Below are 15393 nucleotides of genomic sequence, written 5' to 3'. Positions count from 1 at the left end.
GAAGATTCAAAGGCGTGACCTGAACAGGCCGGCGCCTGTCACAGGATGCGCATCAACCATGAGGCTTGCACATGCACGATCTACAAGAACTGATTGATAACAACGCGCGCTGGGCCGATGCGATCAAGCAGGAAGATCCGGATTTCTTCGCCAAGCTGGCGCGTCAGCAGACACCGGAGTTCCTCTGGATCGGGTGTTCGGACGCCCGGGTACCGGCCAACGAGATCGTCGGCATGCTGCCGGGCGACCTGTTCGTTCATCGCAACGTTGCCAACGTGGTGCTGCACACTGACCTGAACTGCCTGTCGGTGATCCAGTACGCGGTGGACGTGCTCAAGGTCAAGCACATCCTGGTCACCGGCCATTACGGCTGCGGCGGGGTGCGGGCATCGATGCAGGATCGTCAGTTGGGCCTGATCGATGGCTGGCTGCGTTCGATTCGCGACCTGTACTACGAAAACCGCGTGGAACTGGCCAAGCTGCCGACCGAGGAAGAGCGGGTGGATCGCCTGTGCGAGCTGAACGTGATCCAGCAGGTGGCCAATGTCGGCCATACCACCATCGTCCAGAATGCCTGGCACCGTGGGCAGAGCCTGTCGGTGCATGGCTGCATCTATGGCATCAAGGATGGGCGCTGGAAGAGCTTGAATGCGACCATCAGCGGCATCGACCAGTTGCCGCCGCAGTACCGGTTGCGTCCGCAGGACTGAGGCCATCGTGGGGCAAGCCCGCTCCTACAGAAGTGGGAGCGGACTTGCCCCGCGACAGGCTTCACCTCAAGTCTTCTGCAAGTCCCGCAACGTCCGCGTCACCGCCCCGGTATTGCACTTGGCACTGGCCTGCTCCGGGGTCATGTTGCGAATCGTGCGAAAATACAGCTCGCAGGTCTGCTTCTTCGCCGTCACCTGCCACTTCTGCGTACAGGCGCCAAGCGTAGCCTTGGCATCCGCCCCCGGGTTACGACCCATGCCTGCCTGCCAGCAGGCGGCGCTCAGATCCTGGCCCATCATCTTCAGCCCGGCCTGGTCGGCTTTGTCCTGGTCGCCGCCATTGTTGTTTTTGTCCGCCGCATACCAGATCGCACTCGGGTGGTTGGCACCCAGCACCGGGACCTTCTGCCCGGGCGTCGGGCTGATGGTCGCCAGGCCCAGTACATAGAGCTTGGGCCCATACTGCTGTTCGATCCAGCTGCGCACCGGCGAGCCGAAGGCAACCATCGGCAAGGATGCGCCATTGCCGGTTCGCGTCACCTCCCTGACCATCTGCACCTGATAGTCCTTGAAGTAGTCATACACCCCTTCCAGATCTTTGCCGGCGCTGGCCGGGGCCGCGATCGGGGCGATGTCGACGATGGTCTGGTAGGCCGGGGTCTGTTCGGCGGGGATGCCATTGAAGGTCAGCAGCGTGGCCCAGCGGTCGGTGGTGTTGGAGCGCAGGTAGTCCTGGGCCTGGGTCAGCGAGTAATCCGGCGGGAAGTGCAAAAGCTCAATGCTGCGGCGCTTTTCCAGGGCCATGCCCAGGGGCAGGAAGAGGTTCCAGCTATAAGCCCATTTGCCTTCGCGGTTGAGCTGGCTGGCGCCTTGATAGGCCAGCTCGCCAGTGTCGAGCAGCGCTTGCAGGGGCTTGCTGTAGTCGCTCGGTACCCCCTGGATGTCAGCATGCAGTTTGTCGTTGTCACGACTGACCTTCACGGTCGCGCCTGCGTATCCGTCGCGTTGCACGCTCTGGGTCAGGTAGTGTTCCACGGTCTGCTCAAGCGTCCAGTCGCGAAAGCAGATGACGTTGCAGTTGTTGGGGTAGGCAAACAGCCGGTTCACGCGTTCCTGGTTGCCCAGGTCGATCCGGGCGTCGGCCTGGATGGCGCTGCTGAAGGCCAGTGTGGCCAGGGCGAAGGTCAATGGAGCAGTCTTGTGCATGCTTAAACTCCTTGTCAGTTTCTCCCCGCAGTCGGGAGGCTTGCCATACTGGAGGAATTTCCTGGGGATTGGGAAGGGGAGCAGGCTGATGAAACCGTGGTGCAAGGCTGGTATCGGTGCAGGATTTTTGCTGACAGTGCTCGGCGTTGTGCAGGCGCAGGCCGAAGAGCGTGACCTGTACCTGTTTGCCCAGTGGGCCGGTGATCATCAGACTCGGCCTTTTCGCCAGATGCTGGTGGATGCACGCGTGTATGGCGTAGTGCCAATCCATCAGCTGCTGCGTTCGGCCAGTGACTGGCGCTTGTGCAGGGCCGAGCCGTTTGCAGTGGCGCCAGCCTCGCAGTGGCCGGCGGTGCGTTCGACCTTGCTACTGCTCAAGACCCTGGGTGACCAGGGCGTGCTCAAGCGCTATGAGGTGGTTTCGGCTTACCGCAACCCGGTGCTCAACCGCTGTGCGGGGGGCGCCATGGGGAGCGCCCATACCCGTGCGTTCGCGGTCGACCTGCTGCTGCCGGACTGGGCCGATCCGACGCCGCTGTGCAGCTTCTGGCAGGCCCATGGCAAGGACTGGAACATGGGCCTGGGGCGTTACCCGTCGGGGCGCATTCACATCGACACGGCGGGTTACCGCACCTGGGGCGGCGACTTCAGCACCGGGTCATCCTTCTGCGCCCCGGCGGTGGCCGGCAAAGCTCAGGCCAGGTGAGCCAGGCAGGCTGCCGATTGCTCGATCACCCATTCGGCGAAGCAGCGGCTTTTGTCGTCTTCAAGAATCGCCTGGGGGCTGAGCAGGAAATAGGCCGATTGATCCTGGATGAAACCGCGCGGCGCCCGCAGTTGGCCGCTGTCGATTTCATCCTGGACCATCAGGCGCGAGGCTATGGCCACACCCAGCCCGGCAGCGGCAGCCTGGATACACAGGTAAAAGTGTTCGTAATCGGCGCGGCTGCTGCCCTGAGCCGATTCGCCGCTTTGGCGCAGCCAGGTGTTCCACGCATTGGGACGCGAAGCGCTGTGCAGCAGGCGTTGGCCGGCCAGGCCCTGTTCGGGTAGCGCATGGCCGCCACTGCACACCGGGCCGACCCATTCGTCGCAGATCTTCAGCGCATGCAGGTTGGCGTCCCAGTGAAAGTCATCGCGGCGCAGGGCCAGGTCGACACCGCTGCGGGCGAAGTCGATCGGCCCGCCGGCCGCCACCAGGTGCAGGTGAATATCCGGGTGGGCGGCATGAAAGGCCGGCAGCCGTGGGATCAGCCAGCGCATGGCGATGGTCGGTTCGCACGACAGCACCAGTACGTTCTCTCGCGCCTGTTGCTGCAGGCGGTACACCGCGCCTTCAAGTTGCTCGAACACCGACAGGGTGGTGCCGTGCAGGGCGCGGCCGGCGGCGGTGAGGAAGATCGCCCGATTGCGCCGCTCGAACAGCGGCACCCCCAGCGACTCCTCCAGCAGGCGCACCTGCCGGCTCACGGCGCCGTGGGTGACATTGAGCAGCTCGGCGGCGCGCACGAAACTCTGGGTTTGCGCGGCAACGTCGAAATAGCGAAAGGCGGACAGTGCAGGCAGTTTCATATCTGTGAGAAAAACTAGCGGATTTGCCTCACTATAAATCGCTTTTGGTCCTACCCGAAGCTTTCGATAATGGCAGCGCGCAGACGTATCTGTGCATTGGCCTAGCAGATCGAGGAGCTTTACGTGAATGAACTCATAGCCGTTGCCCTGTTCACCGTGCTGGCGGTGATCAGCCCGGGCGCCGACTTTGCCATGGTGACCCGCAGCAGCTACGCCTTTGGCCGCCGTGCGGGCCTGGCTGCGGCCCTGGGCATCGCCCTTGGCGTACAGGTGCATGTGCTGTACACCGTGCTGGGCATCGCGGTGATCATCAGCCAGAGTCCGGCGCTGTTCCTGGCCATGAAGGTGCTGGGAGCGGGGTACCTGATTTATCTTGGCTACAAGTCGCTGACCAACACCACGCGGATTTCCCTGGAGGGCGGCAGCAGCAGTCAGCTTGGCGTGCTGGCGGCCTTGCGCTCGGGCTTTCTGACCAACGCCCTGAACCCCAAGACCATGCTGTTCGTGGTCAGCGCCTATACCCAGGTGGTGCAGCCGGGCAGCTCGCTGGCGATCAACTTCGGCTACGGTGCGTTCATGTCGTTCGCCCATTGGCTGTGGTTCAGCCTGGTGGCGGTGTTTTTCTCCAGCGCGGTATTGCGTCGGGCCATGCTCGAACGCCAGCGTCTGGTTGACCGGGTGATTGGCGTGGCCTTGATTGGCCTGGGGCTGGCGGTGGTGTTCGCCAATGTGCGCTAAGCGGGAGGGGTAAAAATCGCAGGCAATAAAAAAGGGCTTACCTTGCGGTAAGCCCTTTTTAGTACTTGGTGGCTACACAGGGACTTGAACCCCGGACCCCAGCATTATGAATGCTATGCTCTAACCAACTGAGCTATGTAGCCAAGTGGCGCGCATTATTCGCCTGAAACGGATTTGTGTCAACACTCTTTTTCAAAAAAATTAACGCGCGATCAACCGCTTAGCCGTAAACGGGCTCAGAAGTCATATTTGAACGTGGTCATCAGGTTGCGTGGCGCCCCGTAGTTGCCGTACGACGACGCCATCGAGTAGTACTCGCGGTCGAAGGCGTTGTTGAGGTTGACCGTGGCGCTGAGGTTTTCGCTGATGTCGTAGCGCGCCATCAGGTTGACCAGCGCGTAGCTGCCCTGGTCGAAGCTGTGCAGGTCGAGGCCGACCTTGCTCTGCCAGTTGACGCCGCCGCCGACGGTGACTTTGTCGAGCATCCCGGGCAGGCGGTAGCTGGTGAAGGTCTTGAGGCTGTGGCGCGGATACACAGTGGCAATGCGCTCATCCTGGTTGTCGGTGGTCAGGGTGTAGGTGTATCCGGCAGACGCCTGCCAGCCCTCGGCCAGCTCGCCATTGAGCTCCATCTCCAGGCCCTTGGAGGTGGTGTCCTGCTTGGCATCGTAGACGTTGTCATGCAGCCAGATCGCCAGGTTGTCCTGTTCGAGCTTGAACAGCGCCAGGCTCGAGTTCAACTTGCCGTCGAAATGGCTGCCCTTGACGCCGACCTCGTAGCCGATGCCTTGCATCGGGTCGAGCGGCTTGTTGTTTTCGTCAGTGACCCAGGAGGCCTGCGGGTTGAAGATCTTGGTATAGCTGGCGTACAGCGCCCAGGTTTCATCAAGGTCGTAGACCACACCGGCATAGGGGATGAATACTCCGGTTTCCTTGCGGCTGACTTCGGTTTTTTCGCCGCCGTATGGACGATCTTCGGTATCGCGTTTCCAGTCGATCACCCGGCTGCCGAGAATCAGGTTGAGATCGTCGGTCAGGTGCAGGCGCGAGGAGAGGTAGGCGGCGTACTGGGTCTCCTCCATCGAGGATTTGCCGCTGATGGTCCAGTCCGGCTTGGGCTGCTTGCCGTCCCAGTCGAAGATGTTATCCACCGCCGCACCCGGCGTTGCGTTGTAGTCGTAGCGCCAGCCGCCCCAGCTCGGCACGTTTTCGTTGTACTTGGACAGGGTCACGCCGCCAATCAGTTCATGCTCACGACCGAACAGGCTGAACGGGCCGGTCAGGTACATGTCCAGGTTGTCCTGGCGCGGTGTGCCGGAAAAGCGCGTCGGCAACTGGGTCAGGCCGCTGCCGTCGGGCTGCAGGTTGCCCATGAGAAAGCCGAACACTTCGTCAAACTTGTTTTCCGAATGGCTGTACTCGATCTTGCCGCTCCAGCCATTGCCCAATTGCTGCTCCACCGAGGCGAAATAGCTGGTCTGTTCGTGGTCGTTGTAGGACCAGTCGGGGGCCATGTTGATCGAACGCTTGAGGTTGCTGCGTTCGCCGGTGCTGAAGCGGGTTGGCAAGCCGGTACGCAGCGGCGAGTCGACGTCGGTGCGCTGGTAGCTGAACCCCATGGTCAGCAGGGTGTCTTCGCTCAGGTCGAATTCGCTGATGCCATACAGCAACTGGCTTTCCATCTTGTAGCGGTCGACCCAGGCGCCTTCGGTCTTGTAGTCGGCGACCAGGCGGCCACGCACGTTGCCGCTTTCAGTCAGCGGCCCGGAGACGTCAAAGCCGGTGCCATAGCGGTCCCAGGTGCCCGCCGAGCCGGTAACGCTGGCCTGGCCCTCGGCGGTCGGGCGCTTGCGGATCAGGTTGATGGTCGCCGACGGGTTACCCATGCCGCTGATCAGGCCGCTGGCGCCGCGCACGATCTCGATGCGGTCATACATCGCCATGCTCTGGGTGTAGTTGTCCATCCGCGTGACGGTAGGGACGCCGTCGATCTCGTAGTTCTGGATGACGAAGCCGCGCGAATAATAGCTGTCGGTCTCGGCACCCAGGCCATCGCGCACGACGATCACCCCGGGGGTGGCTTCCAGCGCGTCGCTGAGGTTGGTCAGACGCTGATCATCCAAGCGTTGGCGAGTCATCACGGTCAGTGACTGCGGGGTTTCCTGCGGGGTGAGGTTAAGCCGCGTCGAGCTACTGGAGGAGTAAGTGGTATAGAGCCCGGTGCCTTCAGTGGTCGACCCCGGTGCCTTGCCGGAAATGCTTAGGGCATCCAGTTGCAAAGCGCTGCCCAGTTCCATCGGCAGGTCGATGACGAAGCTGCTGGCGTTGGGTTGGCTCAAGCGCGCGCTGCTGCCAGCGGTCAGTGCCTGCAGCGCCTGGGTCGGGCTCATGCGGCCCTTTACCCCGGGCGACGAGCGTCCGTTGAGCTGATTGGCGTCGTAGATCACCTGCAGCCCGCTCTGGGCGCTGAACTGGTCCAGGGCATCGGCCAAGGGTTGCGCCGGGATGTTGAAATCCTGCGACTGGGCCTGGGCCTGGGCAGGCTCGGCGGCCTGTACCGGTAGGCTCAGGGTGACGCAAAACAGGCTGGCCGCAAGGATGGCGCGGGCCAGCGGTTGACGGCTGAATACGAAATCGCGTGGGTACTGCATGTGTCCTCCCCCAGAGAATACAAACGATAATGCTTCTTATGTGGAGGTGTGACGCAGCAGGAACGGCAATTACCGAAAACTAAAAAAATTAATTCACCGGCTCAGCGCACGATGATCCATTGGCCGGCCAGGTGGCTGACGCTCAGGTTCTGATTGCGCGCCAGGGCATCGATCGCACTGCCGGCCTGGTCGAGGTTGAAGCTACCGCTGACCGGGCGCCGGCCGACCTGTTCGTCGATGTACAGCAGGCGACTGCCCTGATACTCGGCAAGTTGTTCCAGCACCTTGCGCAAGGGTACCTCGCGTACCCGCAGCTGCCCGTCGCGCCAGGCCAGCAGGCGTTCGGCGTCGACCTTCTCGACCTGGTCCAGGCGGCTGCCGCTCAGGGTCACCCGTTCACCGGGGGCGAGCATGCGTTTGTCGCCGGCGCTGCTGACCTCGACCTTGCCCTTGAGCAGCACCACTTCATCGTGATCGCGACCGCGGCTGACAGAGAACCGCGTGCCCAGCACCTGCACCTGAGCATCATCGATATCGACCACGAAGGGCCGGCCATCGTGGGTCACTTCAATGAACATCTGCCCTTGCACCAGGCGCAGCTTGCGCACGGGGCCGCGCAGGTCGACATCGACGGCACTGGCGCTGTCGAGGGTCAGCCGCGAGCCATCGGCCAGCTGAATCTGCCGGCGTTCGCCAACGGCGGTGGCGACATCGCTGTTCAGGCGCTGCAGCAACGGCAGTTGCAGCATCACCAGGCCGCTGATCAGCAAGACGCTGGCGGCCACTGCCCAACCGCCCCAGGAGCGTGGTGCCGCGCGGCGTTCGATCTTGTGCAGGCGGCGTGCCGGCAGTTCCAGCTGTTGCCAGAACAGCTCGACTTCGGCAAAGGTGCGGGCGTTCTCCGGGTCCTGGCGCCACTGTTCGAAGGCCTGGCGCTGCTCGGCGCCGAGGTCGTCGGCGCGCAGCCGGGTAAACCAGTCCAGGGCTTGCTGGTCCCGGTCGCCAGGTTCGGTCGGCTGGGAGGAATTTGGCGATGGGTTCATGGCAGGTCAGTCTTGTTTCGGTTATGCAGGGCAGCCGCGGCGCAATGGCTCAGGGCTTTGTTCAAATGACGCTCGACCGCACGCGGGTCGAGCCCCAGGCGTGCGCCGATGTCCTTGTAGCTTAATTGCTCGACCCGGGCGAGCAGAAACACCTCGCGGGTCGGCGAGGGCAGGCCGTCGATCAGGCGTTCAAGATGGTCAAGGGTGTTTCCGGCCACGGCACTGCGCTCGGGTGAGGTTTCGTTGAGCAGTTGCTCCAGCGCCTGCTCGTCATTGACCCCACGTACCTGGCTGCGCCGAGCATGGTCGATGCTCAGGTTGTTGGCGATGCGATACAAAAAGGCTCGCAGGTTGCCAACCTCGCCGCGCTCACTGTGCATCAGCCGGACAAAGGCATCTTGCAGAAGGTCGCGGGCGGTTTCCCGACAGCGCACGCGGCGGGTCAGAAAGGCCAGCAGTTCGCTGCGATGATGCTGATAGAGCAGCGACAGGCTGCGGTTGTCCTGGTCGTCGGACATGGCGTATGCGGGCCTCGGATAGGCAGGCAGTGGAGTCTGTGAAAACGCAGCCGATGCTAACGTTATTGAGAATTATTAACAAGTGCGTCGAAAGTACGTTGGTCGAAAAGAATAGTGCGCTTGCTAACGATTTCTGGATAATTGGATCCCGCCCACCGGATGGAAGCTTTTGTCATGGCTGTGAGCACTGCCTCGTCAACGTCACCCGCCAGCACCGCGACTGCCCAGAGCAGCCCGCTGGTGATGCGCATCATCGCCGCCTGTGCCCTGGCGCACTTGATCAACGATCTGATCCAGTCAGTACTGCCGTCGATCTACCCGCTGCTCAAGGCCAACTATGGTTTGACCTTTGCCCAGGTCGGGATGATCACCCTGACGTTCCAGATCACCGCCTCGTTGCTGCAGCCCTGGGTGGGTTTCTATACCGACCGCAAACCGATGCCGAACCTGCTGCCGCTGGGCACCCTGTGCACCCTGGTGGGTATCGTCATGCTCGCCTATGTCGCCAGCTTCCCGATGATCCTCCTGGCGGCGGCGCTGGTGGGCATTGGTTCGTCGACCTTCCACCCGGAAACCTCGCGTATCGCCCGGCTGGCCTCGGGTGGGCGTTTTGGCCTGGCGCAATCGACCTTCCAGGTCGGTGGCAACGCCGGCTCCGCCTTCGGCCCGTTGCTGGCGGCGGCGATCATCATTCCCTTCGGCCAGGGTAATGTGGTGTGGTTCGGCCTGTTCGCGGTCTGTGCCGTGCTGGTCACCTATGGCCTGAGCCGCTGGTACAAGGAACACCTGAACCTGTTCAAGGCCAAGCAGGGCCAGCGCGCCACCCACGGCCTTTCGCGCCAGCGGGTGATCGGCGCCCTGGTGGTGCTGGGGTTGCTGGTGTTCTCCAAGTACTTCTACATGTCCAGCTTCACCAGCTACTTCACGTTCTACCTGATCGAGAAGTTCGACCTCTCGGTGGCCAGCTCGCAGTTGCACCTGTTCCTGTTCCTCGGCGCGGTAGCGGCCGGGACCTTCTTCGGCGGGCCGATCGGTGACCGTATCGGGCGCAAGGCGGTGATCTGGTTCTCGATCCTCGGCGTGGCGCCCTTCACCCTGCTGCTGCCTTATGTCGACCTGTTCTGGACCAGCGTGCTCAGCGTCATCATCGGCTTCATCCTCGCCTCGGCGTTCTCGGCCATCGTCGTCTACGCGCAGGAGCTGGTGCCGGGCAATGTCGGCATGATCGCCGGGATCTTCTTCGGCCTGATGTTCGGCTTTGGCGGCATCGGTGCAGCCCTGCTGGGGTACCTGGCCGACTTCAAGGGCATCGAGTACGTCTACAGCCTGTGCTCGTACCTGCCGCTGTTCGGCCTGCTGGCAATCCTCCTGCCGTCCACCGGCAAGCGCTGAGGCCCCATCAGCGATGCCGGTGGGCGCAGCTCATCGGCTGCCCGGCCAGCTCGCCGATCAGTGCCGCCAGGCGTTCGGCTTCGGCGCGGTTCAGGCGGTCGCTGCGCAGTACTTGCTCGCCAACGCCGAAGCTGAAGTTCCAATCCAGGTCCATCAGGTAGTAGGCGGTACCCTCCACAGGGCTGCGCCATGTCGTGTGTGGCGCTTCGATGGCGTCGCCCATGAACTGCATGAAGGTTTCTTCGGCCACCTGAGCTTGCTGGTACTGCGCGGGCAAGGTGAAGTTCTCGCCGGCGCAGACAAACGGCTGGCCGGGCTCGAATTCGAAGAGGCGCACGATCTGCGCGGGGTCCGCTTCGATCCCGAGACGCCGGAACAGCTCGGCACTCGGCCGGTACAGCGGGCTGCACCAGAGGCTGTCATCACTGTCGCCGGTTTCATCCAGGGCATCGGCCGCAGCGGGCTCGAGCCAGCCGCGCGCCAGCAGCTGTCGCTCCAGGGCTTTCCAGTCCGTTGCGGGCAGGTGGCGATAGCGGGGGAAAATGAACTGATGATGCTCGGACATGCGCTGATCCTCTTCCATGATGGCGCGAGAGTAGCACGGCGAGATTGACGTCTGGCCCGGGCTTCACCTAGAGTGCCGACCTTCCTTTTTGCCTGTAGTCGACCCATGAACCGCTTTTCCCGTCCTCGCGCAATCCAGCCGGCTGTTATCCAGACCGTGGTGTGCGACTGGCCGTGTGACACGGTGCTCAAGCGTCGGCGCAGCGTGCTGTTCGCCTTTACCTTCTCGCCTCACCGTCACACCTCCTGACCTGGCGGCTGCATGCCCGGCGTTTTGCCGTGGCTGGCGCGCCTGTATCCGAATCTTTTTTACGGTCATGTATGCGCCTGCGCAGGTGCGATGTCGTGCCTGCGCCGGTGAGTCTGGAGTTGTGATGAATACGCGTTTGTTGCTGGGCTTGTTGTTTGCTGTCTCGGTGGTCGGTTTCAGCCTCGGGGCGAGCTTGCCGCTGGTGTCGCTGCGCTTGCTCGACGGCGGTGCCAGTACCTTGCAGATTGGTGTTGTCTCGGCGATTCCGGCGGCAGGGATGATGCTTTCAGCGTTCATGGTCGATGCCTGTTGCCGGCACTTGACCCGGCGCACCATCTACCTGCTGTGCTTCGGCCTGTGCACCCTGAGCATCGGCCTGCTCGAATGGGCTTTTTCTTCGATCTACCTGCTTGGCGTGTTGCGCCTGGGGCTGGGTATCGGCATGGGTATCGCGATCATCCTCGGCGAGTCGTGGGTCAACGAGCTGAGCCCGGAGCACAACCGTGGCAAGATCATGGCCCTGTACGCTACCGCATTCACCGGGTTCCAGATGCTCGGCCCGGCGATGCTGGCGTTGCTCGGGGCGCACAGTACCTGGGTGACGACAGTGGTGACTGCCTGCTACGGCCTGGCGCTGCTGTGCATTGTGCTGACGGTACCCAATGATCATGTCGAGCATGGCGAGGAGGGCGGCAAGAGCTTTTCCCTGGCAGGCTTTTTCCGCGTGGCGCCGGCCTTGTGCATGGGCGTGCTGTTCTTCTCGTTCTTCGACGCGGTGATTCTTTCGCTGCTGCCGGTGTATGCCACCAACCATGCCTACGCAGTGGGCGTCGCGGCGTTGATGGTGACGGTGATCCTCACCGGCGACATGCTTTTCCAGTTGCCGATCGGCTGGCTGGCCGACCGCTGCGAACGCACCACCGTGCACCTGGTATGTGGCGTGGTGGCGATGCTGATTGGCCTGGCGCTACCGTGGCTGATCGGCATGCAATGGTTGCTGTGGCCGGCATTGGTGGTGCTCGGCGCGGTGGCGGGCGGGGTCTATACCCTCGCGCTGGTGCTGATCGGCCAGCAGTTCAAGGGCCAGGACCTGGTCACCGCCAATGCCAGCGTTGGCTTGCTCTGGGGCGTCGGCAGCCTGCTCGGGCCATTGCTCAGCGGCGCGGCCATGGACGTTGCGCCCCATGGCCTGCCGATGGCGCTGACGGCCATGGCGGCGCTGTTCGTGGTGTTCGCTCGCAGTGCCCGGCGTCGTGCATTCCGGGCTCAGCGCGCCGATCAGGGCGCGGCGTAGAACTCGCGTGCCAGGTGCCTTTCAGAAACGCTCGGGAACCATGCGCGAGGTGTAGCGGGTGCTTTTGTAGCGCCCGATCTTGCCGCGCTTGGGCAACTCGATCTTCTGCTTTTGGGTGATGTCCTCGTAGGGCACCTGTTTGAGAAAGTGACTGATAATGTTCAGGCGCACCCGCCGCTTGTCCTCGGAAACGGCCACATACCAGGGGGCCCAGGAGGTATCGGAGGCGGCGAACATGTCATCCCGCGCACGGGTGTAGTCGTCCCAGCGGGTGAAGGACTTGAGGTCCATCGGGGTCAGTTTCCAGATCTTGCGCCCGTCGGTGATGCGCTCTTTCAGGCGCCGTTCCTGCTCTTGGGGGCTTACTTCCAGCCAGTACTTGATGAGAACGATACCGGAATCGACCAGCATCTTCTCGAACAATGGCACCACCGAAAGGAACTTGCTGGCCTGCTCCTCGGTACAGAATCCCATCACCCGCTCCACGCCGGCGCGGTTGTACCAACTGCGGTCGAAGATCACCACTTCCCCGGCCGAGGGCATGTGCTGTATGTAGCGCTGGGCGTACATCTGGCTTTTTTCCCGCTCGGTCGGCGCTGGCAGCGCCACCACGCGAAACACCCGCGGGCTGACGCGTTCGCTGATGGCCTTGATGGTGCCGCCCTTGCCGGCACCGTCGCGACCTTCGAAGACGATGCAGACTTTCAGGCCCTTGGCCACCACCCACTGCTGCAATTTGACCAGCTCGACGTGCAGGGCCTTGAGCGCTTGCTCGTACTCCTTGCGCGGGAGGCGTTCGTTGTTGCTTTGCTGTTCCTTCTTCTTAGCCATGCGCCAATACCTGGTCTGTGGACGGGAGGCGTTTGAATGCGGCTTTGAGTATAGACCTGGGTATTGGCCAGCGTTTGTACGCAACGCAGGCAAAGAAAAACCCCTTGAAGCATAGCCTCAAGGGGTTTCGGGCTCATCCGGATCCGGCAGGACCCAGGGAGCGGATCAGACGTTGAAGCGGAAGTGCATCACATCACCGTCCTTGACGATGTAGTCCTTGCCTTCCAGACGCCATTTGCCGGCTTCCTTCGCGCCGCCTTCACCCTTGTACTGGATGAAGTCGTCATAGGCGACCACTTCGGCACGGATGAAGCCTTTCTCGAAGTCGGTGTGGATCACGCCGGCTGCTTGCGGGGCGGTGGCGCCGACGCGGACGGTCCAGGCGCGGACTTCCTGCACGCCGGCAGTGAAGTAGGTCTGCAGGTTGAGCAGCGAGTAACCGGCGCGGATCACGCGGTTCAGGCCTGGCTCTTCGAGGCCCAGGGCTTCGAGGAACATGTCCTTCTCTTCACCGTCGTCGAGCTCGGCGATTTCAGCTTCGATCTTGTTGCACACCGGCACCACGATCGCGCCTTCTTCTTCGGCGATCGCGCGGACCGCGTCCAGGTGCGGGTTGTTGTCGAAACCGTCTTCGGCAACGTTGGCGATGTACATCACCGGCTTGCTGGTCAGCAGGTGGAAGCCGCGGATCAGGGCCTTCTCGTCGTCCGCCATGTTCTTCATCAGGCTGCGCGCTGGCTTGCCTTCGGTGAAGTGCGGGATCAGTTTTTCGAGGATGGCTTTCTGTGCCAGGGCATCCTTGTCACCGCCCTTGGCGTTGCGCGCAACCTTCTGCAGTTGCTTCTCGCAGCTGTCGAGGTCGGCGAAGATCAGTTCCAGGTCGATGATCTCGATGTCGCGCTTGGGGTGGACGCTGTTGGAGACGTGAATCACGTTCTCGTCTTCGAAGCAGCGCACCACGTGGGCGATGGCGTCGGTCTCGCGGATGTTGGCGAGGAACTTGTTGCCCAGGCCTTCACCTTTCGAGGCACCGGCGACCAGGCCGGCGATGTCGACGAATTCCATGGTGGTCGGCAGCACGCGGTTCGGCTTGACGATGGCCGCCAGGGCGTCCAGGCGCGCATCAGGCATCGGCACGATGCCGCTGTTCGGCTCGATGGTGCAGAACGGGAAGTTCTCAGCGGCGATGCCGGATTTGGTCAAGGCGTTGAACAGGGTGGACTTGCCGACGTTGGGCAGGCCGACGATGCCGCAATTGAAACCCATGGTGAATCCCTCTTCGTGGAGTCAGGCCTTTTGGCTGTGCAGCTCTCTCATCGCACGCGTCCAGTCGCCGGCGAGGATGTCCGGCAGCACGCCGAGGGCAAAATCGATACTGGCATCCAGCTTCTCCTGCTCGGCGCGTGGCGCCTTGCCGAGGACGAAACCGGAGACCCTGCTGCTGTCACCCGGGTGGCCGATGCCAAGCCGCAGACGGTGAAAGTCATTCTGGTTGCCGAGCTGGGCGATGATGTCGCGCAGCCCGTTGTGCCCGCCATGGCCGCCGCCCTTCTTGAGCTTGGCGACGCCGGGAGGCAGGTCGAGTTCGTCGTGGGCCACCAGGATGGCATCTGGCGGGATGCGGAAAAAATTCGCCAGTGCAGCAACGGCTTGGCCGCTGCGGTTCATGTAGGTGGTCGGAATTAGAAGACGAACGTCGTTGCCCTGATGGCTGAATTTTGCCGTCAGGCCGAAATATTTGCGATCAGCCGTCAGGTTGACGCGCTGGGCGCTGGCAATGCGTTCTACGAAAAGAGCCCCTGCGTTATGCCGGGTCTGTTCGTATTCGGGGCCGGGGTTTCCCAGGCCGACGATCAGTTGGATGGCGGTCACGTCAGGGGCTCTTCCTTGGAGTTGTGGGTTACAGCGCTGGGCGCTGTAACCCGGTCAACACCGGCGTGCCGAGTAGATTACTCAGCAGCGCCTTCTGCAGCTTCAGGCGCAACACGCGGAGCGTGAACGTTGGCAACAGCCAGGTCGTTACCGTGAGCCAGAGCGACGAATTCAACGCCTTTCGGAGCTTTGAGGTCCGACAGGTGGATGATCGCACCGACGGCGGCGTTGGCCAGGTCGACTTCGATGAACTCAGGCAGGTCTTTGGCTTCGCAGGAAACTTCGATCTCGTTGATAACGTGGGAGATCTCGCCGCCTTTCTTGACCGGAGCTTCTTCGTTGATGAAGTGCACAGGGACTTTGGCGGTCAGTTTCTGGCCAGCAACAACGCGGACGAAGTCAGCGTGCAGGATGAACTGCTTGGCTGGGTGACGCTGCATCGCTTTAACAACGACATTTTCTTTCTTGCCGTCGATGTTCAGTTCGATAACGTGGCTGTAAGCAGCTTCGTTTTCGAACAGTTTGGCGATTTCCTTGGCCACGATGGTCAGGGATTGCGCTTCTTTGTCACCACCGTAAACAACGGCAGGGATCTGGGCGGCGAGACGACGCAGGCGGCGGCTCGCACCTTTCCCCAGGTCGGTACGCGCTTGGGCGTTCAGAGTGAAATCAGTCATTTTGTATCTCCAAAATAGCCATCTCCCGCAGGCGTTTGCGACCAGCGCCAAACGGGGTGGGCAAAAAAGCCCCGC

Annotated in this window: 16 protein-coding genes and 1 tRNA gene; 6 read left to right on the top strand and 11 right to left on the bottom strand. The window is 62.2% G+C overall.

All coding sequences use genetic code 11. The features are described 5' to 3' along the window. The first annotated feature begins 71 nt into the window (after positions 1–71). Complete coding sequence (can, locus tag CCOS864_RS24345; RefSeq protein ID WP_038997206.1) at positions 72–710, top strand: carbonate dehydratase; 639 nt, start codon at positions 72–74, stop codon at positions 708–710. Between the two features lie 66 nt (positions 711–776). On the opposite strand, the gene CCOS864_RS24340 is transcribed toward can, so the two are convergent. Next, positions 777–1916: a hypothetical protein gene (locus CCOS864_RS24340; protein ID WP_115088769.1), complete on the bottom strand. Its 1140-nt coding sequence runs from the start codon at positions 1914–1916 to the stop codon at positions 777–779. Positions 1917–2004: 88 nt separating this feature from the next. Between CCOS864_RS24340 and CCOS864_RS24335 the strand changes: the two genes are divergently transcribed. Continuing rightward, positions 2005–2622: a D-Ala-D-Ala carboxypeptidase family metallohydrolase gene (locus CCOS864_RS24335; RefSeq protein ID WP_244211946.1), complete on the top strand. Its 618-nt coding sequence runs from the start codon at positions 2005–2007 to the stop codon at positions 2620–2622. Here the strand turns inward: CCOS864_RS24335 and CCOS864_RS24330 are convergent. Continuing rightward, complete coding sequence (locus tag CCOS864_RS24330) at positions 2610–3488, bottom strand: LysR substrate-binding domain-containing protein (protein WP_115088768.1); 879 nt, start codon at positions 3486–3488, stop codon at positions 2610–2612. The genes CCOS864_RS24335 and CCOS864_RS24330 overlap by 13 nt on opposite strands. A 123-nt stretch (positions 3489–3611) precedes the next feature. Between CCOS864_RS24330 and CCOS864_RS24325 the strand changes: the two genes are divergently transcribed. After that, entirely contained in the window at positions 3612–4226 is a 615-nt protein-coding gene (locus CCOS864_RS24325; protein WP_115088767.1) for a LysE family translocator, read from the top strand. A gap of 66 nt (positions 4227–4292) precedes the next feature. On the opposite strand, the gene CCOS864_RS24320 is transcribed toward CCOS864_RS24325, so the two are convergent. From CCOS864_RS24320 to CCOS864_RS24305, 4 genes are all read right to left on the bottom strand, one after another. Beyond that, a tRNA-Met gene (locus CCOS864_RS24320) sits at positions 4293–4369 on the bottom strand. Positions 4370–4462: 93 nt separating this feature from the next. Beyond that, on the bottom strand, positions 4463–6877 hold the full coding sequence (locus tag CCOS864_RS24315; protein ID WP_115088766.1) for a TonB-dependent siderophore receptor: 2415 nt from the start codon (positions 6875–6877) through the stop codon (positions 4463–4465). Between the two features lie 101 nt (positions 6878–6978). Next, on the bottom strand, positions 6979–7920 hold the full coding sequence (locus CCOS864_RS24310) for a FecR family protein (protein ID WP_115088765.1): 942 nt from the start codon (positions 7918–7920) through the stop codon (positions 6979–6981). Continuing rightward, the gene (locus CCOS864_RS24305) at positions 7917–8438 is read right to left on the bottom strand and encodes an RNA polymerase sigma factor (protein ID WP_052251588.1); all 522 of its coding nucleotides are present in this window, start codon (positions 8436–8438) and stop codon (positions 7917–7919) included. Before CCOS864_RS24305 ends, CCOS864_RS24310 begins: the two co-directional genes overlap by 4 nt. Positions 8439–8612: 174 nt before the next feature. Between CCOS864_RS24305 and CCOS864_RS24300 the strand changes: the two genes are divergently transcribed. After that, entirely contained in the window at positions 8613–9830 is a 1218-nt protein-coding gene (locus CCOS864_RS24300) for an MFS transporter (RefSeq protein WP_115088764.1), read from the top strand. A gap of 7 nt (positions 9831–9837) precedes the next feature. Here CCOS864_RS24300 and CCOS864_RS24295 read toward each other — a convergent pair whose 3' ends face one another. After that, a complete protein-coding gene (locus tag CCOS864_RS24295) occupies positions 9838–10395 on the bottom strand; it encodes a hypothetical protein (RefSeq protein WP_115088763.1) in 558 nt (185 codons plus the stop codon). Between the two features lie 105 nt (positions 10396–10500). On the opposite strand from CCOS864_RS24295, the gene CCOS864_RS28290 reads away from it, so the two are divergent. Together CCOS864_RS28290 and CCOS864_RS24290 are read left to right on the top strand one after the other, a co-directional pair. Next, positions 10501–10644, top strand: a complete 144-nt coding sequence (locus tag CCOS864_RS28290; protein WP_166675727.1) for a hypothetical protein — start codon at positions 10501–10503, stop codon at positions 10642–10644. A 124-nt stretch (positions 10645–10768) separates the two neighbouring features. After that, positions 10769–11938, top strand: coding sequence for an MFS transporter (locus CCOS864_RS24290; protein WP_115088762.1), 1170 nt, complete (start codon positions 10769–10771; stop codon positions 11936–11938). Positions 11939–11959: 21 nt separating this feature from the next. On the opposite strand, the gene ppk2 is transcribed toward CCOS864_RS24290, so the two are convergent. The 4 genes from ppk2 to CCOS864_RS24270 all read right to left on the bottom strand — a co-directional run bounded on the left by ppk2 (position 11960) and on the right by CCOS864_RS24270 (position 15318). Then, the gene (gene ppk2, locus CCOS864_RS24285) at positions 11960–12769 is read right to left on the bottom strand and encodes a polyphosphate kinase 2 (protein ID WP_115088761.1); all 810 of its coding nucleotides are present in this window, start codon (positions 12767–12769) and stop codon (positions 11960–11962) included. A gap of 165 nt (positions 12770–12934) precedes the next feature. After that, positions 12935–14035: a redox-regulated ATPase YchF gene (gene ychF, locus CCOS864_RS24280; protein ID WP_115088760.1), complete on the bottom strand. Its 1101-nt coding sequence runs from the start codon at positions 14033–14035 to the stop codon at positions 12935–12937. 21 nt (positions 14036–14056) lie between these two features. After that, positions 14057–14641 carry an aminoacyl-tRNA hydrolase gene (pth, locus tag CCOS864_RS24275; RefSeq protein ID WP_038997179.1) on the bottom strand — a complete coding sequence of 195 codons (585 nt, stop codon included), beginning with the start codon at positions 14639–14641 and terminating at the stop codon, positions 14057–14059. A 77-nt stretch (positions 14642–14718) separates the two neighbouring features. Next, positions 14719–15318: a 50S ribosomal protein L25/general stress protein Ctc gene (locus CCOS864_RS24270; RefSeq protein ID WP_115088759.1), complete on the bottom strand. Its 600-nt coding sequence runs from the start codon at positions 15316–15318 to the stop codon at positions 14719–14721. Positions 15319–15393 lie beyond the last annotated feature (75 nt).

It is taken from the genome of Pseudomonas wadenswilerensis, from assembly GCF_900497695.1.
GTDB classification, from domain to species: domain Bacteria; phylum Pseudomonadota; class Gammaproteobacteria; order Pseudomonadales; family Pseudomonadaceae; genus Aquipseudomonas; species Aquipseudomonas wadenswilerensis.
The sequence above is the reverse complement of the archived record's forward strand: the minus strand, read 5'-3'. Positions and strand labels throughout refer to the sequence as shown.

What these genes read in the sequence shown, in the direction of transcription:
- can (WP_038997206.1), top strand. Translation starts at nt 72, where the DNA reads ATGCACGATCTACAAGAACTGATTGATAACAACGCGCGCTGGGCCGAT.
- CCOS864_RS24340 (WP_115088769.1), bottom strand. Translation starts at nt 1,916, where the DNA reads ATGCACAAGACTGCTCCATTGACCTTCGCCCTGGCCACACTGGCCTTC.
- CCOS864_RS24335 (WP_244211946.1), top strand. Translation starts at nt 2,005, where the DNA reads ATGAAACCGTGGTGCAAGGCTGGTATCGGTGCAGGATTTTTGCTGACA.
- CCOS864_RS24330 (WP_115088768.1), bottom strand. Translation starts at nt 3,488, where the DNA reads ATGAAACTGCCTGCACTGTCCGCCTTTCGCTATTTCGACGTTGCCGCG.
- CCOS864_RS24315 (WP_115088766.1), bottom strand. Translation starts at nt 6,877, where the DNA reads ATGCAGTACCCACGCGATTTCGTATTCAGCCGTCAACCGCTGGCCCGC.
- CCOS864_RS24310 (WP_115088765.1), bottom strand. Translation starts at nt 7,920, where the DNA reads ATGAACCCATCGCCAAATTCCTCCCAGCCGACCGAACCTGGCGACCGG.
- CCOS864_RS24305 (WP_052251588.1), bottom strand. Translation starts at nt 8,438, where the DNA reads ATGTCCGACGACCAGGACAACCGCAGCCTGTCGCTGCTCTATCAGCAT.
- CCOS864_RS24300 (WP_115088764.1), top strand. Translation starts at nt 8,613, where the DNA reads ATGGCTGTGAGCACTGCCTCGTCAACGTCACCCGCCAGCACCGCGACT.
- CCOS864_RS24295 (WP_115088763.1), bottom strand. Translation starts at nt 10,395, where the DNA reads ATGTCCGAGCATCATCAGTTCATTTTCCCCCGCTATCGCCACCTGCCC.
- CCOS864_RS28290 (WP_166675727.1), top strand. Translation starts at nt 10,501, where the DNA reads ATGAACCGCTTTTCCCGTCCTCGCGCAATCCAGCCGGCTGTTATCCAG.
- CCOS864_RS24290 (WP_115088762.1), top strand. Translation starts at nt 10,769, where the DNA reads ATGAATACGCGTTTGTTGCTGGGCTTGTTGTTTGCTGTCTCGGTGGTC.
- ppk2 (WP_115088761.1), bottom strand. Translation starts at nt 12,769, where the DNA reads ATGGCTAAGAAGAAGGAACAGCAAAGCAACAACGAACGCCTCCCGCGC.
- ychF (WP_115088760.1), bottom strand. Translation starts at nt 14,035, where the DNA reads ATGGGTTTCAATTGCGGCATCGTCGGCCTGCCCAACGTCGGCAAGTCC.
- CCOS864_RS24270 (WP_115088759.1), bottom strand. Translation starts at nt 15,318, where the DNA reads ATGACTGATTTCACTCTGAACGCCCAAGCGCGTACCGACCTGGGGAAA.